Here is a 22,866-nt window from a genome sequence, read left to right on the forward strand (position 1 = left end):
TATGCCTTGGGATCGCAATCAAATGGCCGCGCGGGCCGCGCAAGAACTGCAGGATGGCTGGTATGTCAATCTGGGCATCGGTATCCCGACGCTTGTCTCCAATTACATTCCCGATGGGATCGAGGTAACGTTGCAGTCCGAGAACGGCATGCTCGGCATGGGCCCCTTCCCCATCGAGGGTGAGGAGGATGCGGACCTCATCAACGCTGGCAAGCAAACGATCACCGAATTGCCGCAGACCGCCTATTTTGATTCTGCCACATCATTCGGCATGATCCGGGGCGGGAAGATCGCAATGGCGATCCTTGGCGCCATGGAAGTGGCCGAAAACGGTGATCTGGCCAACTGGACGATCCCCGGCAAACTGGTCAAGGGGATGGGCGGCGCGATGGACCTTGTTGCTGGCGTCGGTCGCGTTGTGGTTGTGATGGACCATACGAACAAGCATGGCGACAGCAAGATCCTAAGAGAATGCACTTTACCGCTAACTGGCAAGGGCGTGGTCGACCGGATCATTACAAATCTGGGCGTTCTGGACGTGACCCATAAGGGGCTGCACATCCAGGAACTTGCGCCAGACGTAACCCGTGAAGAGATGATTTCGGCGACGGAGGCAACCATTGTCTGATGTCACCGTTCACCACGAAAAGGGTGAAAGCAAGGGCCGCTACTTTGTTACGCACGCAGAGGGCGAAAGCGAGCTGACGTATTCCGTCATGTCACCAACGCTTGTGATCGCGGATCATACGAGCGTCGCCGCCGGGCAGGAGGGACAAGGGATCGGTTTGCTGATGCTAGAGCAGTTCATTGCGGACGCCCGCGAAAGCGGGTTTAAGATCATGCCGCTGTGCCCGTTTGTGAATGCCCAGCGGCGCAAACACCCGGACTGGGCCGATGTGTTCGCAACCTGATCATACACAGGCAATTGCTGCCGGCTGCTAGATACCACCGCTATTAAAGACGCATCCGTCGCTGATTAGCTGAGGTGGTGTTCGGCACAATCCCTTGGCCACATGCCACGCCGCGAGCACCTTTGGCACGTAATCGCGCGTTTCGGCAAAGGGCGGCACGCCCTGATGTTTGGCCACGTTGCCCTCACCGGCATTGTAGCCGGCAAGTGCCAGGATCGGATCATCGTCAAAGTGATCCAGCAACCATGTCAGATAGGCTACACCACCCTGAATGTTCTGTGCGGCATCCTTGCTATCTGTCACACCGAACCGGGCAGCGGTATCTGGCATAAGCTGCATGAGCCCCTCTGCCCCAGCCGAACTGACGGCATCAACACGCCCAGCACTCTCAACCGAGATGACGGCCAGCACCAGCGCGGGCGATATGGCGGTCCCAACGGTTTCACGCAGAATATCGGTGCCATAGGTGTTTGCGATGCTTTGTAAGCTTTGAAGACGTGGCATCGGCACACGCTGGCCCGCAGGCGGGTTGCTGATTTGCTCCATTGCATTGGCAAAGCGTGTGGGACCACGCCCGGTCAGATCAGATGAGACATTGCTCCAGAACCATGCCAGATCAGATGGCGGCGGCACCGCGACTGCTCCCCCCGCGGCGGGTACCGGCTCTGGCGCAGGGTCGGCATAGACCGGACCAAGTCGTGGTGCATCTGGGTCTATCTGAACTGTAATGCGCCCAACGGCATCTCCTGTCGGGGCGGCAACACGTTTGAAAGTGAAATCGGGTTGCAGACGCAGAACTTCACGTTCAACTTGCGCTGCCTCCGGCTCCACTGACTCTGTTTCGGGCTCAGCATGTGCTGTGGTCGCAACCAAGATCGCGACCACTGTCACGAGGGACGTTAACTTGCGATTCATTTATGACGGCCTGCTCGTTCTTTTTTCTAAGACCAGAATGGCAGAAATCCGCCAAAAAGCTAGTTTCGGTAAAACAATTACGCATTTTTCCAACGATTACAGGCGATTCCGCAACGAAATCCGGTTAATATTCATCTCGTGTTAAAAAAAATATCTTTTAAAATCATTAAGTTAAGGATTTTCGACTAAAAATCTCGGGTTCGACGAAAAAAGCGCCAAACACGCCAAACTCCCGCCCCATTCCACTGGCTATATAGCTTCATCCAAGACGGGGATCGAATGAGCCAAGCGGTTCTGGAGACCCAGCGAGGAACTAAAAATCTCTAGCGATACCCTGAGGAGGGAACACAATGCTTAACTTTATCAAGAACTTCCGCAACGACGAAGACGGTGCTGTGACTGTTGACTTCGTTGTTCTGACTGCCGCTATTGTTCTGCTCGGCCTGGCTGTTGGCTCTGCAATCGGCGGTGCCGCTCGGAACCTGGGCAACAACATCGCATCGAACATCGCAAGCGTGACGGTTGCACCTTAATCCGAATTCACGATTTGCTGCCGTATAACGCAGTATCGTAATTGACGATTGCGCGGCACCCAGTGCCGCGCAATTTTTTTGCACCGCGAAGACCTGAGATCATTATTCTTTCTTTAACAAGAATGACTTAGACAGACGGCCGGTGGTAGGAGGTTGATAGCAATGGACATAATCAAAACGAAGATAGCTGCGCTCTACGACAGCGAAGAAGGTGCAGTTACTTTGGATTTTGTCGTCCTTGTTGCGACGATTGTTCTTCTGGGCCTCGCCGTGGTCGGCGCGTTCGATGATGAAACACTTGATCTTGCCAACAATATTGCCAGTAACATCGCGTCAGTGCAGATCGCTCCGTAGTCCAATGTGATGATTATGTCTGTACGCGCTACGGACAGATCGCTTGTTACCCAAACTCCGCCTTGGTCACCGGTACAGGTTGATTTGCAAGGATGCCCGCAAGGCAGCATGATCACCTACCAAGGGAGTACGGCATTGGCTTACCAACTTCTCTTTAATAGAATTGATGTATCCGCACTTCTTAACTGCCTTCCGGGCCGGCAGAACGCTGCGGAACCCTTGTGTTCGTTACTTTGCTTTAACTGGCGGCAGTGCTAGGACTACTGCAATGAATGGTCCGGCTTGATGAAACGGTTTGGATCGGTGGCAAAGGTGAGATAGGGACGAAACGTTGAAAGAGACGTTCACCTTGCAACACAGTGACAACGATATCAGTCTCCTCTTTCACTTGTTGACGGTAGAAGCGTAAAATATCGATCACTCCTGACGAGACAAACAAAACGAGGTAAGGTAATGCGCGCAGTTTTTGGTTTGGTTCTCCTGGTTGGCATGGGGCTGGCAGGCTTCGCAGTCTACATGGTCAATCAATATCTTGATCAACAGGCTTTTGCGCTGGAACAAGAACGAGCTCGCGCAGCTAGCATCGTGGCAACCGTTGATGTGTATTCGCCATCCCGTGACATCTCTTATGGCGAGCGCCTTACAATCGACGACGTCAAAGTGATCAAGTATGCGAGCGACTTTTTACCGGAAGGCATCTTCAGGACTGAGGAAGAGTTGTTTCCCGAAGGCGTGAATGTGCCGCGTGTCGTTCGCATTCCGATGCGCGTGAATGAGCCTATCACAGAATCGAAGGTCACCCGTGCAGGTGCACCGCAGGGGATCACGGCACTTTTGGACCCAGGCATGCGCGCCTTCCCACTTCCTGACAGGATCACCGAGGCATTTAGCGGCGAACTGCGTATCGCAGACCTGATTGATCTTTATTGGGTCGGCAATGTCGGCGTTGATCAGGATATCTCTCGCCTCGTCAAAAGCCGCCTTGAAATCATCGCCATGGACGAACCAGATGAAAATGGTGAAGGCGGTGGCAACGGCGTTGTTGTCCAGGTATCGCAAGAGGATTTCGCTGACCTGCAAGCGCTTCAGGCGGCTGGTTCGCTGTCCCTCACACCTGTTGGCAGTAGTGATCTGGCCGCCGGTGACGTAACCATTCAAACCAATATTCGTGACGTTCTTGGCATTGTAGATGCGCCGGAGCCCATCGTCGAAGAAGCGCCCGAAGAGTGCTTCCGCACCGAACGCCGTGGGGTAGATATGGTGCAAATACCGGTCGCATGTAACTAATTGCGGTACAAGTTACCTCCCCAACCACTGATTGAAAGCATCCCGCCCCGGGATGCTTTTTTCGTTCAACACTTCATGTGTTGCGATTTATCCACATCCGGTTTGACCTGTAATGCATTGATTCTTGCAATAAATGCGCATCTGACGCATGGTCCGGAAATCATGGGCGGTTAAGACCCATTAAACGAGGCGTGATCGGAGAGGCAGGTCACTTATGAAGTATGATCGATTTTTGAAAGCCGTTTTAACCGGCTTGGCGTTGTCGCTAACCACAGCGGCACCGATAATGGCACCGGCCGAAACGTTGCGCGTCTTGCGCGGCGCGGCGTCCAGTGCCCTGAGCGTCCCGATGAATCGGGCCGTTGTCGTAGAGAGTGATGTTCCATTTACGGAATTGTCTATCGCAAACCCCGGCATTGCAGATATCTCATCGTTGTCCGACCGCACCATTTATGTGTTGGGCAAGGAACCCGGAAGAACCACGCTGACATTGCTGGGGGCTGATGGCCGCCTGATCACCAATGTCGAAGTTCATGTCTCACCAGACATGGCCGAGTTCAAGGAGCGTCTGACGCAGATCCTTCCGGGCGAAACCATCGAGGTGCGCACTGCCAACGACGGTATCGTGCTCTCGGGTACAGTCAGTTCAATCGCACGGCTCGACCGAGCACTGGATCTGGCCGAGCGCTATGCACCGGGCCGCGTGTCGAACCTGATGATGGTCGGTGGCACGCAGCAGGTTATGTTGAAAGTCCGCTTTGCCGAGATGCAACGCTCGGTTAGCAAGGCCTTGTCCACACAGCTTGGTTTCAACAGCGGTGGAACAATTAATGGCCTAAGCAGCTTAGGCGGGACAAATGGCGGCGGCGTCACCGCCGTTGAAAACCCTGACTTTCCGGGCACCTTCATAAACCTACCTCAGATCTTGACATCAGATGGCGAGAGCACAGGAGCGGTCCTGTTCGGCTTTGACGCCGGTGGTGTAGGTGTCGATGTGTTATTCGAAGCACTCGAATCTCGCGGCATGGTTCGCTCACTTGCAGAACCGAACCTGACCGCACTGAGCGGGCAGGAAGCCACGTTCCTCGCAGGCGGTGAGTATCCGGTACCGGTCAGCAACCTCAACAACGTGATCACCATTCAGTTCAAGCCATTTGGTATCGAACTGAACTTCACACCTCGCGTCATTGACGGTGACATCATCAATCTGGAACTGCTCGCCGCGGTTTCGGCGATTGACCCGGCAAATGGTATCAGCATTGATGACTTCGTCATTGACGCATTTACCCGCCGCGAAACGTCAACCACGGTCGAGATGCGTGACGGCGAAAGCTTCGCAATTGCGGGCCTGCTGACCGACGACTTCCGCGACCTGAACAATCAGGTGCCATGGGTTGGTGATGTGCCGGTTCTGGGGGCATTGTTCCGCAGCGCCGAGTATCAGCGCGAGCAAACAGAGCTTGTGATCATCGTCACACCGCATCTGGTGACACCGACCCGCGGCGATACGTTGGCCCTGCCAACCGACCGTGTGCGGCCACCAACCGAACAAGATCTGTTCTTGTTTGGTCGCGTAGCAGCAACAGACGCACCAACTTCGGGTGGTGCAGGCGAAGTAGCGCGGCAGGACTTCACCGGGTCCTACGGCTATGTCCTGGATGAATGATTGGAGCGCAGGTCAATGAAATACTATATGACAACGGCAATCGCCGCAGCCGCACTCGCAGGGTGCACATCGTCTGACCCAACGTTCTCGGGGTTCTACAACGAAGCAGGCGCAATCGTCGACTCGGGCGATTTCGGCAACTCGAGCATGAACAACTTCCTGGTTCAGACAGGTCAGCAGGATTATACGATCAATCTTGCGCGCCGTTTTGCATCGGATGTGAACTCGACAGTGAACTTTGCCTTTAACTCAACAGCGTTGGACGCAGAAGCACGGGCAACACTGATGCAGCAGGCAAACTGGATCCGTCAATTCCCAGAGGTTCGCTTCAAGGTCTTTGGTCACACTGACCTTGTGGGCAGCCAGGCTTACAACCGCAACCTCGGCCTGCGCCGCGCGCAAGCTGTGGTGTCGTTCCTTGCCTCGCAGGGGATTGAGCGCAGTCGCTTGGAAGCGGTCGTATCGTTCGGCGAAACACAGCCCCTGGTCGTGACTGAAGGGCGCGAGCGCCGCAACCGGCGGACGGTGACCGAGGTATCCGGCTTTGTCGAACGGCATCCGACCCTGCTGAACGGCAAATATGCGCAAGTGATCTTCCGCGAGTATATCACGAGCGCTGTGCCACGAACGCAGACTGTGGATACGGAAATTCAGACAGGTACCGGCGGCTAAATTCCGCCGACCCAATTGGCGCCGGATCATGCATCCGGCGTCAACACTCAACGAGTTTTGCCAAGATCGTCCTATTATATCGCACAATTACGATCTTTTGGTCCAAATCTCGACACGATTCCCCCCAATAAGTAACAAAGGCTGGTATGCTAGGCTCCTCTGGGCGCTAACTGGTGATTCACCGGATACACCTATGGTGCAGCTGTGTCATATTAGCAGAAGCGGCCAAATGATGAGGGCGTCTAACCATGAATACCAGTCCGGTCGTGCAGCACGATCCACCGCCAATTGTCGCCTGCACAATCAGCCGCGATGTGCAGATTTTCGATCTTTTGATCGAGGACATGGAAGCTGCGCTTGGGGATGCGTGGGGTGATCTCAGCTTTGAGGATGCTGCCGCGTTTCTTAGCCAGCCTGAAGCGCGCAGTCTGCAGTTCGTCACCATCGCAATGGACGCGAACGACGAAGACAATCTGAATGGCGTGTCAGAGGTCATCGCGGCAGCGAAGGCCGCCAAGATCAAGGTGATCTTGATCGCAGAGGATGTCAGCCCCTCGGCACTTCATCAGCTGCTGCGCGAAGGTGGCGACGAGTTTGTCCCCTACCCGCTTCCCGAGAACGAATTGGCCCGCGCGATCGAGCGTGTTTTGACCGCCGAAGAAACGCCTGCGGCGCCGGCCGATGGCGAAAAGAAATTCCGCGCAACCGGGACAAAGTCCGGCGTTGTCATTCCCGTCCACGGGCTTGCAGGTGGCACGGGCGCCACGATGATGGCCGTCAACCTTGCGTGGGAATTGGCCAATATTGACAAGGACAACCCGCAAAAGGTTTGCCTGATCGATCTCGACTTCCAGTTTGGTTCTGCATCCACCTATCTCGACCTGCCTCGTCGGGAAGCAGTGCTTGAGATGCTGACCGATACCGAGTCGATGGAGCCTGAGATGTTCATGCAGGCCCTGCTGACTTACGGCGAGAAACTGCATGTGCTGACCTCGCCCACCGATATGATCCCGCTCGATATGATCTCGCCCGAGGATATCGAGCGCGTGGTCGAAATGGCGCGCGTCAATTTCGATTATGTGATCATCGACATGCCATCGACCATGGTGGAATGGTCACAAACAGTGCTTGAGATGGCGCATGTCTATTTTGCGATGATCGAGCTCGACATGCGTTCCGCGCAGAATACGCTGCGCCTCAAGCGGGCACTGCAATCCGAAGACCTGCCTTTTGAAAAAATCCGCTTTGTCCTAAACCGGGCGCCGGGCTTCACCGATCTGAACGGGAAGGCCCGTGTGAAGCGGCTGTCGGAAAGCCTGGGCATCTCCGTCGAGGTTTTGTTGCCAGATGGGGGCAAACCGGTCGCACAGAGTGCCGATCACGGGACGCCCTTGGCGGAAGGTTTGGGAAAGAACCCATTGCGCAAAGAGATCATGAAACTTGCGAAATCAGTGCATGATGTCAATCAGGCCGACGCCGTAGAAGCACGAAGCTAGGAGTTAACTTCATGTTTTCGAAATACAAAAAACCAAGTGCCCCCAAGACACCAGCGGCGAACACAACCGCGCCCGGCGTGCCAAAGATCAATATCGCCCCAGTCGCAACGGCCCAGCCCGAGGAACAGCGTCAGTCTTTGATGAAGGCGATGCCCGCCAAAAAACCGGCAAGCGCGGGCCCAATGGACAAGGAAAAGCGGCGCAAGGAACGGCTGCAGGAAATCAAGCTGGAACTGCACAAATCCCTGCTGGACAACCTCAACCTTGCCGCGCTGGAAACCGCTTCCGAGCAGGAATTGCGGACAGAGATCAACGCGATTGCCAATGAGTCTCTTGAAGAGATGGGCATCGTCCTTAACCGCGAAGAACGTCAATCGCTCAGCCAGGACCTGTTTTTTGAGGTCACAGGCCTCGGGCCTCTTGAGACATTGCTGAAAGACGAAACCGTCAACGATATTCTGGTTAACGGCCCGCAACAGATCTTTGTGGAACGCAACGGTAAGCTGGAACTGACCGATATTACGTTCAAGGATGAGCGGCACCTCCTGCGGATCATTGACAAGATCGTTTCGGCTGTGGGCCGGCGTGTTGATGAATCCAACCCCTATGTTGACGCCCGTTTGGCTGACGGCTCGCGCTTTAACGCGATGGTGCCACCCATTGCGGTCGATGGCTCGCTCGTCTCGATTCGTAAATTCAAAAAAGACAAACTAGGAATTGAAGAGCTGATCAAGTTCGGCGCCTTCACCGAAGAAATGGCGGCCTATCTGCAGGCCGCGGTGTCCACACGTTTGAACGTCATTGTGTCAGGCGGTACGGGTTCAGGTAAGACGACGACGTTGAATGCGCTTTCAGGTTTCATCGACGACGCCGAACGCATCCTGACGATCGAGGATACGGCGGAACTCCAACTGCAACAGACCCATGTGGGCCGGATGGAAAGCCGGCCACCCAACGTGGAAGGCAAAGGTGGCGTTTCGCAGCGCGACTGTCTGAAAAACGCGCTGCGGATGCGCCCCGACCGCATCATTGTGGGGGAAACCCGTGGTGAAGAAGTCATCGACATGCTGCAAGCCATGAACACGGGCCACGACGGGTCGATGACCACAATCCACGCCAACTCTGCCCGCGATGGTATCTCACGTCTGGAGAACATGATCGCGATGGCCGGGATCGAAATGCCGATCAAAGCAATGCGCAGCCAGATTTCCTCGGCTGTGAACCTGATTGTGCAGGCGTCACGCCTCCAGGACGGTTCGCGCCGCATGGTTTCCGTGACCGAGATTACCGGCATGGAAGGCGACGTGATTTCGATGCAAGAAATCTTCCGCTATCAGCGTGTCGGCCTGACCCCTGATAACAAGATCATCGGCCATTTCACGGCAACGGGCGTGCGCAGCCACTTCTCGGAACGGTTTAAGCTTTGGGGATACGATCTGCCACCAGCGATCTTCGAACCCATGGTTGCGGAGTAACAACGGATGATATCTGCTGAACCACTCATCTACATTCTGATCTTCATCGCCGTTCTGGCGCTTGTCCAAGGTGCCTATCTGGTCATCTTTGGCAAATCGATCAGCATGGACGGCAAGGTGAACCGCCGTCTCGACATGCTTGAAAAGGGCGGCAGCCGCGAACAGGTTCTGGAGCAACTCCGCAAGGAGATGACCCAGCATATGCGGTCGCAAAGCATCCCGATCTATTCGATGCTGGCGAACAAGGCGCAGATGGCCAATATCGCCTTCACGCCGATGCAGATCATCCTGTTGATGTTTGTTGTCAGTGCTGCAGCCTTTGGCATGCTGACAATTCTGACCGCTGTCAGCCTCCCGATCCGGATACTTGTTTCCGTGTTGATGGGTGTTGGCGGCGTTTATGTGTGGATCAACAGCAAGGCCAACAAGCGGATGGCCATGATTGGCGAGCAGTTGCCAGAAGCCGTTGAACTTATGGTACGTTCGCTGCGGGTGGGCCACCCGTTCTCCAACGCGATTGCCATCGTAGCCAGGGAAGTACCTGACCCGCTGGGAACGGAAATGGGGATGGTGTCGGATGAAGCAGCCTATGGTCGCGACATGGGTGAAACACTGAAAGCGATGGCAGAGCGCCTCGACAACCAGGATTTGCGGTTTCTCGCGGTTGCTGTGAACATCCAGCAGACATCCGGTGGTAACCTTGCCGAGATCCTGGATGGTCTGGCCAAGGTGATCCGGGCGCGTTTCCGCCTCTTCCGGCGGGTTAAGGCCATCACTGCCGAGGCAAAATGGTCAGGCAACCTTTTGTCGGCCTTCCCGATCCTGGCGCTGATCGGCATTAACGTGGTGCAGCCAAACTACTTTGACGAGGTGATGGAAAGCCCGCTCTTTATTCCGGCCTGTTTTGTCATTGCGGCATTTCTGGTACTCAATATCATCGTCATGCGCTCACTTGTGAACATCAAGGTCTGAGGATAGGCAAATGGAAGCTATTCAAACCATGATAATCGACGTCCTGGGGCCTTTCGGCCCCTTGATGATCGTGGGTCTGCTCGGGGTATTCCTGATCCTGATCACCCTTCCCGTCCTCCTCAAGCGTGAAGTTGACCCGCTTGATAAGTTGCGCGCGTCCAACGCGGCAAGCGTGGGCAAAACGGCCAAGGGTGATAATCTGCGCGCGGCGAGCGGCCGGGACAAGCTGGAAAAGTACTCCAACTTCCTCGAACCACAGAACGAAGAAGAATACTCCGCGTCAAAACTGAACCTCATGCAGGCCGGTTATCGCAGCCCCAACGCGGTGCGTATCTTCCATTTCGTGCAGTTTGCACTGGGTATCTTCGGCCTCGTTGGCGGCACGATTTATGCATTGATCAAGATGTCGCAGGTGACGGTTGAGACGCAGCAACTTGTCATGATGATCGGCATCCCAGGCATTCTTGGATACTTCTTGCCGAAATACTGGGTCACCCGCCGCAAGGCGACGCGCCAGCAAGAAATTACGAACGGTTTTCCCGACAGCCTCGATATGTTGCTGGTCTGCGTGGAAGCCGGTCAGTCGCTGGACCAATCCATCGTGCGAGTCTCTAACGAATTGCGCGCCGGATTCCCGGACTTGTCGGACGAGTTCGAGATTGTCAGCCAAGAGGTCAAAGCCGGCAAGGACAAGAACACCGTCCTGCGGGATATGTCTGAACGTTGTGGCGTGCCTGACATCACCAGCTTTGTGACCGTGCTGGTCCAGTCGCAGCAGTTTGGTACGTCAATCGCCGATGCGTTGCGGGTCTATTCGTCGGAAATGCGCGACAAACGCGTGATGCGTGCCGAGGAAGCAGCAAACAAACTGCCGACCAAAATGACGCTGGCGACGATGATGCTGACCGTGCCGCCGCTTATGGTGATCCTGATTGGTCCATCGATCTATGCCATCGTTAAGAACCTGGCTTAAGCAAGACTGCCCATGCATCTAACACGGGCCATATGCGGCCTTTTCCTGGTCATCCTGGCCGCCTGTGAAACGGGCGGCCTTAATCGTTCGACAAATGGTGTCTTCGCGCCCGGTGTTGCCGGACCAAGTACCGAGGATAACCTGATCGTCGGCCATCGCCTGATGGATGCTGGCGAATATGAACTTGCCCTGAAAGCGTATAATCGGGCGGCTCTTCAGCAGGGGCTGAACGTCGATACAATGTCGGCCATCGGGTCGGCAAACCTGAACCTTGGACGTTTGGGACAAGCCGAGGAATGGTTGCGCCGCGCCGTTGCCGAAGACCCCACTTTTCCGCCAGCATGGAACAATCTGGGCGTGATCCTGATGGAAACGGGCCAAATCGCCGAAGCGAGCGAAGTTTTCCGACGCGCATTTGCCGCAGACAACGGAAATTCAGACGAAATTCGGGATAACTTGCGCTTAGCACTCGCAAAATTGGAAAATCCGGACAATAATGAGATACAACAAAATCAGAACTTCAATCTGATCCGACGTGGTCCTGGCGATTTCGCTCTCACGTCGGACTTATAGGCAAGAGCAGTAAAAGGACGCAGAAACATGCGCCACATGACCATCATGACGCTGAGCGCGGCAGCTCTGGGGCTGGCCGCATGCACACCCCCAAATACTGAGGCAGACGTTGAACGCGCGCTACAGGATCTGAACGTTGTTGATGAAAGCAACCTCAACGAGGTGATGCTCACAGTTGGTGACCCCAATGAGGCGGTCAACTATTTCGCTGGTGCCAACGCGAATGACCCCGGCCGCATCGATCTGCAACGTGGACTGGCGAAGTCACTTATCCGGGCCAAGCGACCGCAAGAAGGCATCGCAGCCTGGCAGGCGGTTGTCGCGCATGGTGAATCGACCAATGAAGATCGGGTTGAACTGGCTGACGCCTATATTCGTGCAAACGAATGGGACGACGCCGCGGCGACGCTGAACACAATCCCGCCCACCTACGAGACATTCAAGCGCTACCGGCTTGAGGCGATGGTGGCAGACAGCCGTCAACAATGGGACAAGGCCGACAGTTTTTATGAAATCGCCGTGGGTCTGACCACACGGCCAGCATCCGTTTACAACAACTGGGGTTATTCAAAGCTGACCCGAGGCGACTACGCGGGGGCAGAGCGGCTCTTCATCGATGCGCTACGCTTCAATGACAACATGTTCACCGCCAAGAATAATCTGGTCCTGGCACGCGGCGCACAGCGTGAATACACGCTGCCTGTGGTTCGGATGACGCAGATCGAGCGTGCCCAATTGATGCACACCATGGCACTGGCCGCGATCAAGCAAAACGACGTCACAATCGGCAAGTCGCTTCTGAACGAAGCGATTGAAACGCATCCCCAGTATTTTGAGCCTGCGGTACGCGCGCTCGAAGCGCTGGAAAACAACGCGTAAGACAAACAGATGGGTTTGACGGCAGCGGCAGCGTACTGGTTTCTTCCTGCCGTCATTCCGATTGCGATTTTCGTGTCGTGGAGCGACATGAAACGCATGAAGATCACTAACCAGTCGATGATGGTTCTGTTTGCGGCCTTTGTCGTGCTCGGTCCATTCGCACTGGGTTTTCCCGACTACTTCTGGCACCTGATACACGGCCCGATCGTACTGGTTATCGGCATGGCGCTTTGGGCGTTGCGGTTGATGGGCGGGGGTGACGCCAAGATGTATGCCGCCATGTCGCCCTATTTCGCTGTTGCCGATTGGCGTCTGATTTTGATCGTCTTCGCCGCCGCCAGCTTTGCCGGGATCATCACGCACAGCCTTTTTCGCTTCACCCCCCTGCGCAGTCTTGCGCCGGATTGGGAAAGCTGGACCGCACGGCGCAGCGACCTGCGCGGGGGGCTCTTCGGGCTTGATCTTGCCTTCCCCAAAGGACTTGTGCTGAGCATGACGCTCTTGTTCTATCTGCTTTTGGTGGCGGTATATCGCTGAGGCTGGAGCAATGCCTCATACTGGAACATCTTTATTCACTATTTGGCCACAATAGGCTGTATTGTGAGAATGTAACGCCGCAGCATGCCTCGGTACGTGATCATTTGATTGACAGGTGGGTCGATTATGAACGTTCAAACCTCCTCCGTGATGGCACCCCCAGCACCGCGTAGCCTTGAAGGGATGCTGTTGCCGATGGCGATGATGCGCGACATCCTGATCAAGACGATGTTCCGCATGAACCTTGACCTGGTATCGGTCATCAGCCGCGCCATCTGCCTGCCGATCCCCGTGACGCAAGAGCTTGTGGATATGGCGCGTGGTCAACGCTTGCTTGAGGCGACGGGTACGTTGAACGCCAATAGCGGCAACGAGATGGGTTATCAGCTGACCGATGCGGGCCGCGCCCGAGCCTTGGACGCGCTCGCCCAGTCCGAATACTACGGTGCGATGCCTGTCCCGCTTGAAATCTACCGCGAGCAGATCCAGCGCCAGTCGATCCGCAATATCCAGATCACCCGCGACCAGTTGCAGACGGCGATGGGGCATCTGGTTCTGCCCGATGACCTGCTATCCAACCTTGGTCCCGCGGTCAGCGCCGGGCGCTCGATCCTGATGTATGGCCCACCCGGTAACGGGAAATCCTCGATCTCGAACGGTATTCGTGACGCACTGGGTGATAAGATCTATGTACCACGTGCTATCGAGTATTCCGGTCAGGTGATCACGGTCTACGACCCGATTGTACACAGCGCTGCCGAAGAGGACGTGGACGACCCCAACAGTCTGCGCCGCACCTCTGGCCGGTTCGATACGCGCTATGTCCGCTGCGAACGGCCCACGGTGATTACCGGTGGTGAATTGTCACTTTCGATGCTCGATCTGGTCTACAACCCGACCGCGCGGACCTATCAGGCGCCGCTGCAGCTGAAATCCACCGGCGGCATCTTTATCGTGGACGACCTTGGCCGTCAGGCTGAACCGCCACAGACCCTTGTGAACCGCTGGATTGTTCCACTGGAAGAAAGCAAGGATATCCTTGCCCTGCAATCCGGTGAAAAGTTCGAGGTACCGTTTGATACTCTGGTCGTCTTCTCAACCAACTTCCACCCGAACGCGATCTTCGACAAGGCGGCCTTGCGCCGGATCTTTTACAAGATCAAGATCGACGGCCCGAACCAGGAAGACTTCCTCAAGATCTTTGCCATGGTCGCGCGCAAGCGCAAGATGCCTCTGGACGAGGAAACGCTCGTGCATCTCTTGAACGTACGCTACCCCGAGATCGACAGCGTCTATGCGAACTATCAGCCGATCTTCCTGATCGATCAGATGATCTCGATCTGCGAATTTGAGGGCATCCCCTACCAGATGTCACCCGAACTGATTGACCGCGCCTGGGCGAACATGTTCGTCAAGGAAGAGGATATCATCCACTAACCGGCTTCCGGACATTCCCAATTCAGAAACCTCCCCCTAATCTGGCGGGAGGTTTTTTGTTGGGGGAGCGGCATGGACGAGATTATCGGCGTTGCCGGTTGCGGACGGATGGGGACCGGCATGCTCGCCAATCTACGCAAGGCAGGGTTTGACGCGCGTGGCTATGATATCCGGCCTATTGACGGCGTGGGAACGGATATCGATGCATTTTGCGATGGGCTGACAATGCTGATCAGCGTTGTGCGCGATGCGGCGGAAACAGATGCTTTGCTTTTTGACGATCAGGCCGTGATCAGCCAGGCAAAGTCTCTACGACATGTCATCATCTGCTCTACGCTTTCGCCGAAATACGTCATCGGTCTAAGAGGGCGTATCCCCGATCACATCGCGCTGACAGACGCGCCCATGTCCGGGGCGCAGGTCAAAGCCGATGCCGGCACGCTGACCTTCATGACCGGTGGTGACATATCCAAGGTGCAGCCGCTGCTGCAGGCGATGGGGCAAGAGATCCATCAGATGGGTGACTATGGCGCAGGTATGACTGCAAAGGTGCTCAACAATCTGCTTGCGGCGTCTCATACCGCGATGACCCGGCTGGTGCTCGATTGGGCTGAAGAGGCGGGCCTTGATGAGGATCGATTGCTCAAACTCATTCACAAAGCCTCGGGCCAGAATTGGCTCGCATCGGGGTTTGATGAGATTGAGTTCGCGCGCGACGGCTATGCACCAGACAACACGATCGGCATTCTGGTCAAGGATGTCGCCGCAGCAATGGACCTGGCCCCGGATGACGCGGCCCTGCCCCAAGCGGTCCAGACCGCCATCCACAATCTCAAACCACGGTCGCGGCTTGCGAATGGGTCTTGACCCGCAGCGCCTGCAAAGCAGTTTAGCCCCATGACCGCCCTACCCCCGCATTTTGAAGACTGGTTTGCACGGCGCGGTTGGAGCATTCACCCTCATCAGCAAGCCATGCTCGATCAAGCGAGTGCGCCCGCCCTGTTGCTCATCGCGCCGACGGGCGGCGGCAAGACGCTCGCAGGTTTTCTCCCGTCGCTGATCGAACTGAGCGGGGGTGCGCATGACGGACTGCACACGCTCTACGTCTCGCCGCTCAAGGCGCTGGCGGCTGACATCCGGCGCAACCTGCGCACACCTGTTGATGAGATGGGTCTGCAAATCCGGATCGAAGACCGGACCGGCGATACCTCATACACGCAAAAGCGACGGCAGCGGGCGGACCCACCGCATATTCTTCTGACCACGCCAGAATCCCTCGCACTTTTGACGAGCTATGAAGACGCACCGCGCGTTTTCAAAGGGCTGGAGCGGATTATTGTCGACGAGATCCACGCGCTCAGCGAAAGTAAGCGGGGCGATCAATTGATGCTGGCGCTCAGCCGGTTGCAAACGCTCGCGCCTAATCTGCGGCGTGTGGGGCTGTCGGCCACGGTCGAAGATCCTGGCGCTATTGCCGCAGAACTCGCGCGCCAGCCCGATCCATGCGCGATTATCAACGCCGATCCGGGACCTGACCCGGACATTTCCATGCTGTTGACTGACGAGAAACCACCTTGGACCGGCGGAGGCGCAAAATACGCGATCGCGGCGGTTCTTGAGGAGGTCAAGAAGCACAAGATCACACTGATCTTCCACAACACGCGCGCACAGGCCGAGATTTTCTTTCACAATCTGTGGCTTGCCAATACGGACGATCTGCCCATCGGCATCCATCACGGCTCTCTCGCGCGGGAACAGCGTGAGCGTGTCGAGGCCGCGATGGTGAATGGTGACCTGCGTGCGGTTGTTTGCACCGGCAGCCTCGATCTGGGCATCGATTGGGGCGATGTCGATCTGGTGGTGCAGGTGGGTGCGCCGAAGAATGTGAAGCGACTCGTACAGCGGATCGGACGGGCCAACCACCGCTACAACGCGCCTTCAAAGGCGCTGTTGGTCCCGGCAAACCGGTTTGAGGTGGTCGAATGCGTCGCGGCCCTCGATGCGGTCAAGGCACACGATCTTGACGGCGATCCCAAGGGGCCGGGGCCGCGCGACGTACTGTGCCAACACATCCTGATCACCGCCTGCACGGGTCCATTTGACGCTGATCTGCTCTTTGCCGAGGTAAAGAGTGTCGGCAGCTTCCGCACCTTAACCCGCGCAGAATTTGACGATTGCCTCGAATTCTGCGCCACGGGCGGCTACGCCCTGCGCGCCTATGACAAATGGAAACGGCTGGTGCAAAACGCCGGTGGCATGTGGCAATTGCGCGACCCGCGTGCGGCGCAGCGCATTCGCATGAATATCGGCACGATCCAGGACACGGACACGTTGAAGGTCAGGATGAAGGGCAATTTCAAACCGCTGGGTGAGGTCGAAGAGAACTTTGCAGCGACGCTCACCCCTGGTGATACGTTCCTGATCGGCGGGCAAGTTGTGCGTTACGAAAGCATGAAGGAAATGACCGTGCAAGTCACGCGGCGCGGCGATAAGACGCCAAAGATTGCCACCTTCATGGGGACCAAGTTCGCCAATTCCACCCAATTGTCGCAGCGCATCTTAGCTATGTTCAAGCAGGATGCCTGGCCCGATCTGCCGGCGCATACAGCCGAATGGCTGCACCTGCACCGTGCGGTCTCAAAACTGCCCGAGGCGGACCGGATCCTTGTCGAGACCTTCCCGCATGAGGGCCGCCACCATGTTTGCGCCTATGGTTTTGCCGGGCGCAATGCGATGCAGACGCTCGGCATGTTACTGACCCAACGAATGGAGGAACTCGGGCTCGACCCGCTGGGTTTTGTTGCCAATGATTACGCCACGCTCGTCTGGGGGTTAGAGCCGGTACACGATCCTGCCCCGCTTTTTCAGGCGTCAAATCTGCGCGCTGATTTCGAAACATGGTTGTCAGGCAACGCGGTGATGAAAAAGACGTTCCGCGCCGCAGCCACCATTGCCGGTCTAATCGAACGGAACCTGCCACAAAGCCGCAAAACCGGACGACAGGCGACGTTTTCGTCGGACATCCTTTACGACACCCTGGCAAAGTACGACCCCGACCACCTTATGCTGCAGATAACGCGCGAAGAGGCGATGCGCGGCCTTGTCGATTTCGGGCGGATCGAGGAAATGCTGGCACGCACGGCAGGCCGCATTGACCATGTACAGCTTGACCGGGTGACGCCTCTCTCCTTGCCGATGTTCCTTGAACAGGGGCGCATCGCCTTGGCCGGTGCCGCGCAGGACCGCATGCTGGAAGAAGAGGCCGAACGCCTGCTAGCCGAGATCGGTGTCGAATAAGGCTTGATGGACGGCCTGCAATCGGCCAAAGAACAGATCATGAACGGCCACAACTTCATCCTTTGCGGCACGCGTTGCACCGCCCTGCCTACCGGCGCGCTCTATCTGCCTGATCAGCGGTGCTTGTGCGTTTCCGATCTTCACTTAGGCAAATCTGATCGGATTGCCCGGCGCAGCGGCTTCATGCTGCCCCCCTATGAAGTGCAGGAAACACTTGAAAAACTGCAGGACGACATTCGGCGCTTGAACCCGCAGACGGTCATTTGCCTTGGCGACAGTTTCGATGATCTGGATGCGGCCCAAAGCCTGCATGAGGACATGCGCTTTCTGTTGACGGGACTGCAGGCCGGTCGCGAATGGATCTGGATCGAGGGCAACCACGACCCCGGCCCGGTCGATCTGGGTGGTGCGCATCTGGCACAGATCAAAATCGGTACGCTGACCTTCCGGCATATCGCCACGCCGGAAAAGGCCGAGGTTTCCGGACATTACCACCCCAAACACCGGCTCACCGGGCGCAGCAGGCCCACCTTTGTTTACGATCAGAACCGGCTGATCCTTCCGGCCTATGGCGCCTATACCGGCGGGTTATCATGCAACGCGCCCGATTTGCGCAAGCTCTTTGGCCCCAAGGCCGTGGCCGTGCTGACCGGACGAAAGGCAATCGCCGTGCCGCTTACAGAAACCCCGCAGCGAGTACATCTTCGCGGTAGGTCTTACTGACAGGCACCTGCGTACCATCGGCCAAAACGACAAATTCGCGGTTCTTCTCTTTGACAGCGCTCGTGATATGCTCGGTCGACACCCAATGCGACCGATGCGTACAAAAACCCGGCGCGCCGTCCATCTCGCGGATTGCATCCGTCAGCCGCATCAGCACACGGTGCTGGGTACCGTCATCGAGATAAACATCGACATAGTGATCATCCACGGTCAGGCGCATGATGGATGCCTTGGTCGGCAACGGCAGACGGTCATAAAGCCGCGCACGGCTGCGCACCTCATCTTCCTTCGCGCCCCAAAAGAAGAACGTCAACACACCCATCGTGGCAGCAAGGCCCCCGATATTGCCTGCAAAGATCACGAACCCGGATAAATCCCACAACCCACCGTCGAAAAGGCTGCTCAGCGCCCATGCAGATGGTGAAAACAGGATGGTAAAACAGATTGCACATTGGGCCAAATGCCCTGCTCGACCACTCACCACACCATAACGCTCCACAATGCGGTGCGTGAGCCGAATGCAAACATCGGCCGCAGCCAGTAAGATAAACCAATAAACGAAGCGGCCCGCGAGGGTCAGAGCCTCATAGGTGCCAAACGGACCCAGTAGCGCAAAGATGATGGCAGCGCCCGTCAGAAGAAGCAGCCTTAATCCCCATGAAGTATATGTTTTCGATGGCGGAAATGCACCTTGCATACGTTTTCATAGCGAACCAAACCTCACCGAACAACGTTAGGGTGTATCGGTTGACGTTTGGTCAAGCAGTCAGGCCCTCGGGCTCGGGCAGCCCATGCGCGCGGCAGCAGGCGGTCACCGTATTCGCCAAAAGACAGGCGATTGTCATCGGTCCCACGCCACCCGGCACCGGTGTGATCGCGCCAGCACGCTCAGCGCAACTGTCGTAGTCCACATCGCCGACCAGTCGCGTACCGCCATCGGGTTTTGCAATACGGTTGATGCCCACATCGATCACAGTGGCACCTTCCTTAATCCAGTCGCCTGGGATCATCTGCGGGCGACCAACGGCCGCCACGACAATATCCGCCTGCCGGACCACGTCAGGCAAATCCGTGGTCCGCGAATGTGCAATCGTCACGGTACAACTGTCGCCCAATAGAAGCTGCGCCATCGGCTTGCCCACGATATTCGACCGGCCCACCACGACCGCATGCTTGCCCGAAAGCGACCCGTGAAGGTCCCGCAGCATCATCAGACATCCCAGTGGCGTACAAGGTACCATGCTCTTCTGACCGGTCCCCAACAGCCCCACATTCGAGATATGAAAGCCATCGACATCCTTGGCCGGATCAATGCGATTGATGACAAGATCGCTGTCCAAATGATCGGGGAGCGGCAATTGCACAAGAATGCCGTGCACCTTCGGATCGTTGTTCAACTGGTCAATGATCGCCAGCAAATCCGCTTCCGTGGTTCCGGCATCCAATCGATGCTCGAAAGAGGCCATCCCAACCTCAACGGTCATCTTCCCCTTGGAGCGAACATAGACTTGGCTTGCCGGATCTTCGCCCACCAGCACAACGGCCAAACCAGGTGTGATCCCATGTTCCTCTTTCAGGCGGGCCACATGTTCACCCACCTGCCCCCGCACCTTGGCCGCAAATGCTTTTCCGTCAATCACTGTCGCTGTCATCGCATTCTTCTCATGTTCAAAAATACCTCCGCCGGAGGCAAATGGGAGGGTGGGCGGGGCGATGTCCCGGGTCCACCCGGGACGAGCGTCGTCCCAACCGACCTAAAACAACCCTTCAATCTGGCCCGCATCATTCAGCATGATCGCCTCCGCCGAAGGCACGCGAGGCAGACCCGGCATCGTCATGATCTCCCCACAAATCGCAACAATGAAACCTGCCCCAGCGCTCAGGCGCACTTCACGGACCGGCACAGCATGGCCGGTTGGCGCCCCACGCAAATTCGGATCAGTAGTGAAACTATACTGGGTCTTGGCCATACAGACAGGCAGATCCCCATAACCCTGCTCTTCCCAGGCCTTCAACTGATCACGGATCTTGCTGTCGGCAATCACCTCATCGGCCCGGTAAATGCGTTTGGCAATCGTCTCGATCTTCTCAAAAAGACGCATGTCATCAGGATAGATCGGCGCAAAATTCGCCTCATCCGCATCGGCAATCTCGGCTACGCGGGTGGCCAGCGCCTTGGTGCCTTCAGACCCCAGTGCCCAATGCTTGCAGAGAATGGCCTCAGCCCCTTGGGTGGTCACATAGGCCTTCACCGCATCAATCTCTGAATCCGTATCGGTGACAAAATGGTTGATCGCGACCACAACCGGCACACCAAAGGATTTCACATTCTCAATATGGCGGCCCAGATTTGCACAACCTGCATTCACCGCATCAACATTCTCCGGCCCCAGATCAGCCTTTGCGACGCCACCATTCATCTTCATCGCCCGCACCGTCGCCACGACAACAACGCAGGATGGAGCGAGCCCGGCCTTGCGGCATTTGATGTTCATGAACTTCTCGGCACCCAGATCAGCGCCAAAACCCGCCTCCGTCACGACATAATCCGCAAGTTTCAGCGCCGTGGTCGTGGCCGTAACCGAGTTACAGCCATGCGCGATATTCGCAAACGGCCCGCCATGCACAAAGGCCGGGTTGTTCTCTAGAGTCTGCACCAGATTGGGTTGCATCGCGTCTTTCAAAAGCACCGTCATCGCGCCATCCGCCTTGATGTCCCGGCAATAGACCGGGCTGCGGTCACGGCGGTAGGCCACGATGATATCGCCGAGTCGCTTTTGCAGGTCTTCAAGATTGCGGGCGAGGCAGAGGATCGCCATGACCTCGGACGCAACGGTGATGTCAAACCCGGCTTCGCGTGGGAAGCCGTTGGCGACACCGCCCAGAGAGGTCGTGATCTGCCGCAAAGCACGGTCATTCATATCCAAGACACGCCGCCAGGTCACGCGACGGATATCGATCTCCAGCGCATTGCCCCAATAGATATGGTTGTCGATCATCGCCGAGAGCAGGTTATGCGCGCTCGTGATCGCGTGGAAGTCTCCTGTGAAGTGCAGGTTCATATCCTCCATCGGCACCACCTGCGCATAACCGCCACCAGCCGCACCGCCCTTCATGCCAAAGCAAGGGCCAAGAGAGGCCTCGCGAATACAAATCGCCGCCTTCTTGCCAATGGCATTCAGACCGTCGCCCAAGCCGACAGTCGTGGTCGTCTTGCCTTCGCCCGCAGGCGTTGGGTTGATCGCGGTCACAAGGATTAACTTACCATCAGGCCGGTCCTGCACGCTGTCGATCAGACGCTGGCTGACTTTGGCCTTGTCGTGGCCATAGGGCAGCAGATCATCGCTTTCGATGCCCAGCTTGGCGCCAATTTCCTGAATGGGCCGTTTTTGCGCCGAGCGCGCAATCTCGATATCGGACTTGTATTCCATGAAAGCCTTCCCTGACCTTGGGGCAAATGCCACGCCTCTCTTGTGGATGCTTCTATCCGTCGTGTGGGGTGACATGCACCGTGATTGCGACATTTTCGCTCCTGGAATCGGCGGGAAAACCCCAGGGCGTTTCGGATGGGAAACCTATGGGCGCCATGCGCGCTGGTCAGGTACGTGCAGCCGCACGCTATCGGCAACTTTCACTCCACCCTCGCGCTCGACCCAGGCGGTTACCCCGCGCTTACCCTTCGCTGCAGCCTTAAACCTGTCGCCAGCACCCGGATGATCAGCATTGATGACCTTTGCGGGCAAATGACATGGGCGGTTTTCCATATCAACAACGATGGTCGCGCCGGACACGAATTGCAGCCGTGAGGACGGAGGCACATGCGTGAAATCGGGGATGCCGCTGATGACCAACGATGCTCCGGCCATGGCCGGGTCAAGCGCGGCGAGGCCGCAGGCATCTGCAATCTCCGCCAGTTCTTCCGCTGACAAGACCGAAAGCTGCCGTACATTCCGAATCTCCGTCCCCTTCGGATATTGGCTGACCACACGTGAACATGATGGCCGGGTCAGGCCGCCATGAGCCTCACCCGGGATACCTGCAAATGTCAGTTGTGCCGACGTTATGGCCCGCGACTTGAGAGATGCATCGCGATCCGGCACCAAACCGATCCACGTGACTTCACCAATAATCTCGGTCGGCACGAGTGCGGGCATCACAAATCCTTT

General features: G+C 56.6%; 23 protein-coding genes. 18 read left to right on the forward strand and 5 right to left on the reverse strand.

The features are described from left to right. The first annotated feature begins 1 nt into the window (after position 1). Together SLH47_RS03820 and SLH47_RS03825 are read left to right on the forward strand one after the other, a co-directional pair. The gene (locus tag SLH47_RS03820) at positions 2-628 is read left to right on the forward strand and encodes a 3-oxoacid CoA-transferase subunit B (RefSeq protein ID WP_320238031.1); all 627 of its coding nucleotides are present in this window, start codon (positions 2-4) and stop codon (positions 626-628) included. Next, a complete protein-coding gene (locus tag SLH47_RS03825; protein ID WP_320238032.1) occupies positions 621-911 on the forward strand; it encodes a GNAT family N-acetyltransferase in 291 nt (96 codons plus the stop codon). The genes SLH47_RS03820 and SLH47_RS03825 overlap by 8 nt, the downstream gene beginning before the upstream one ends. A gap of 27 nt (positions 912-938) precedes the next feature. Here the strand turns inward: SLH47_RS03825 and SLH47_RS03830 are convergent, their stop codons facing one another. Continuing rightward, entirely contained in the window at positions 939-1,826 is an 888-nt protein-coding gene (locus tag SLH47_RS03830) for a lytic transglycosylase domain-containing protein (RefSeq protein WP_320238033.1), read from the reverse strand. 350 nt (positions 1,827-2,176) lie between these two features. On the opposite strand from SLH47_RS03830, the gene SLH47_RS03835 reads away from it, so the two are divergent. The 16 genes from SLH47_RS03835 to pdeM all read left to right on the forward strand — a co-directional run bounded on the left by SLH47_RS03835 (position 2,177) and on the right by pdeM (position 18,700). After that, positions 2,177-2,359: a hypothetical protein gene (locus SLH47_RS03835; RefSeq protein ID WP_320238034.1), complete on the forward strand. Its 183-nt coding sequence runs from the start codon at positions 2,177-2,179 to the stop codon at positions 2,357-2,359. Between the two features lie 162 nt (positions 2,360-2,521). After that, on the forward strand, positions 2,522-2,713 hold the full coding sequence (locus tag SLH47_RS03840) for a hypothetical protein (protein WP_320238035.1): 192 nt from the start codon (positions 2,522-2,524) through the stop codon (positions 2,711-2,713). Between the two features lie 453 nt (positions 2,714-3,166). Next, a complete protein-coding gene (cpaB, locus tag SLH47_RS03845; protein WP_320238036.1) occupies positions 3,167-4,000 on the forward strand; it encodes a Flp pilus assembly protein CpaB in 834 nt (277 codons plus the stop codon). Between the two features lie 214 nt (positions 4,001-4,214). After that, positions 4,215-5,666: a type II and III secretion system protein family protein gene (locus SLH47_RS03850; protein WP_320238037.1), complete on the forward strand. Its 1,452-nt coding sequence runs from the start codon at positions 4,215-4,217 to the stop codon at positions 5,664-5,666. 15 nt (positions 5,667-5,681) lie between these two features. Then, positions 5,682-6,338, forward strand: coding sequence for an OmpA family protein (locus tag SLH47_RS03855; protein ID WP_320238038.1), 657 nt, complete (start codon positions 5,682-5,684; stop codon positions 6,336-6,338). A 248-nt stretch (positions 6,339-6,586) separates the two neighbouring features. Then, positions 6,587-7,834, forward strand: coding sequence for an AAA family ATPase (locus SLH47_RS03860; protein WP_320238039.1), 1,248 nt, complete (start codon positions 6,587-6,589; stop codon positions 7,832-7,834). 11 nt (positions 7,835-7,845) lie between these two features. After that, a complete protein-coding gene (locus SLH47_RS03865) occupies positions 7,846-9,309 on the forward strand; it encodes a CpaF family protein (protein WP_320238040.1) in 1,464 nt (487 codons plus the stop codon). 6 nt (positions 9,310-9,315) lie between these two features. Beyond that, positions 9,316-10,281: a type II secretion system F family protein gene (locus SLH47_RS03870; RefSeq protein WP_320238041.1), complete on the forward strand. Its 966-nt coding sequence runs from the start codon at positions 9,316-9,318 to the stop codon at positions 10,279-10,281. Between the two features lie 10 nt (positions 10,282-10,291). Beyond that, positions 10,292-11,254 (forward strand): type II secretion system F family protein, encoded by a 963-nt coding sequence (locus SLH47_RS03875; RefSeq protein ID WP_320238042.1) that lies wholly within the window; start codon positions 10,292-10,294, stop codon positions 11,252-11,254. Between the two features lie 12 nt (positions 11,255-11,266). Further along, positions 11,267-11,827 (forward strand): tetratricopeptide repeat protein, encoded by a 561-nt coding sequence (locus SLH47_RS03880; protein WP_320238043.1) that lies wholly within the window; start codon positions 11,267-11,269, stop codon positions 11,825-11,827. A gap of 27 nt (positions 11,828-11,854) precedes the next feature. Next, positions 11,855-12,706, forward strand: coding sequence for a tetratricopeptide repeat protein (locus SLH47_RS03885; RefSeq protein WP_320238044.1), 852 nt, complete (start codon positions 11,855-11,857; stop codon positions 12,704-12,706). A 9-nt stretch (positions 12,707-12,715) separates the two neighbouring features. After that, positions 12,716-13,243 carry a prepilin peptidase gene (locus tag SLH47_RS03890; RefSeq protein WP_320238045.1) on the forward strand — a complete coding sequence of 176 codons (528 nt, stop codon included), beginning with the start codon at positions 12,716-12,718 and terminating at the stop codon, positions 13,241-13,243. A 126-nt stretch (positions 13,244-13,369) separates the two neighbouring features. Then, positions 13,370-14,680, forward strand: a complete 1,311-nt coding sequence (locus tag SLH47_RS03895; protein WP_320238046.1) for an ATPase — start codon at positions 13,370-13,372, stop codon at positions 14,678-14,680. Positions 14,681-14,752: 72 nt separating this feature from the next. Then, positions 14,753-15,547 carry an NAD(P)-dependent oxidoreductase gene (locus SLH47_RS03900; protein WP_320238047.1) on the forward strand — a complete coding sequence of 265 codons (795 nt, stop codon included), beginning with the start codon at positions 14,753-14,755 and terminating at the stop codon, positions 15,545-15,547. A 30-nt stretch (positions 15,548-15,577) separates the two neighbouring features. After that, complete coding sequence (locus SLH47_RS03905) at positions 15,578-17,977, forward strand: ligase-associated DNA damage response DEXH box helicase (protein WP_320238048.1); 2,400 nt, start codon at positions 15,578-15,580, stop codon at positions 17,975-17,977. 39 nt (positions 17,978-18,016) lie between these two features. Then, positions 18,017-18,700, forward strand: coding sequence for a ligase-associated DNA damage response endonuclease PdeM (gene pdeM / locus SLH47_RS03910; protein WP_320238547.1), 684 nt, complete (start codon positions 18,017-18,019; stop codon positions 18,698-18,700). On the opposite strand, the gene SLH47_RS03915 is transcribed toward pdeM, so the two are convergent. The 4 genes from SLH47_RS03915 to SLH47_RS03930 form a co-directional block, all read right to left on the reverse strand. Then, entirely contained in the window at positions 18,654-19,397 is a 744-nt protein-coding gene (locus SLH47_RS03915; RefSeq protein WP_320238049.1) for a LytTR family DNA-binding domain-containing protein, read from the reverse strand. The genes pdeM and SLH47_RS03915 overlap by 47 nt on opposite strands. Positions 19,398-19,458: 61 nt before the next feature. Next, on the reverse strand, positions 19,459-20,352 hold the full coding sequence (gene folD, locus SLH47_RS03920; RefSeq protein ID WP_320238050.1) for a bifunctional methylenetetrahydrofolate dehydrogenase/methenyltetrahydrofolate cyclohydrolase FolD: 894 nt from the start codon (positions 20,350-20,352) through the stop codon (positions 19,459-19,461). Between the two features lie 102 nt (positions 20,353-20,454). Further along, complete coding sequence (locus SLH47_RS03925) at positions 20,455-22,131, reverse strand: formate--tetrahydrofolate ligase (RefSeq protein WP_320238052.1); 1,677 nt, start codon at positions 22,129-22,131, stop codon at positions 20,455-20,457. A 144-nt stretch (positions 22,132-22,275) separates the two neighbouring features. After that, entirely contained in the window at positions 22,276-22,854 is a 579-nt protein-coding gene (locus SLH47_RS03930) for an MOSC domain-containing protein (protein ID WP_320238053.1), read from the reverse strand. Between the last annotated feature and the right edge of the window lie 12 nt (positions 22,855-22,866).

It is taken from the genome of Cognatiyoonia sp. IB215182 (assembly GCF_033963905.1).
Classification (GTDB): domain Bacteria; phylum Pseudomonadota; class Alphaproteobacteria; order Rhodobacterales; family Rhodobacteraceae; genus Yoonia.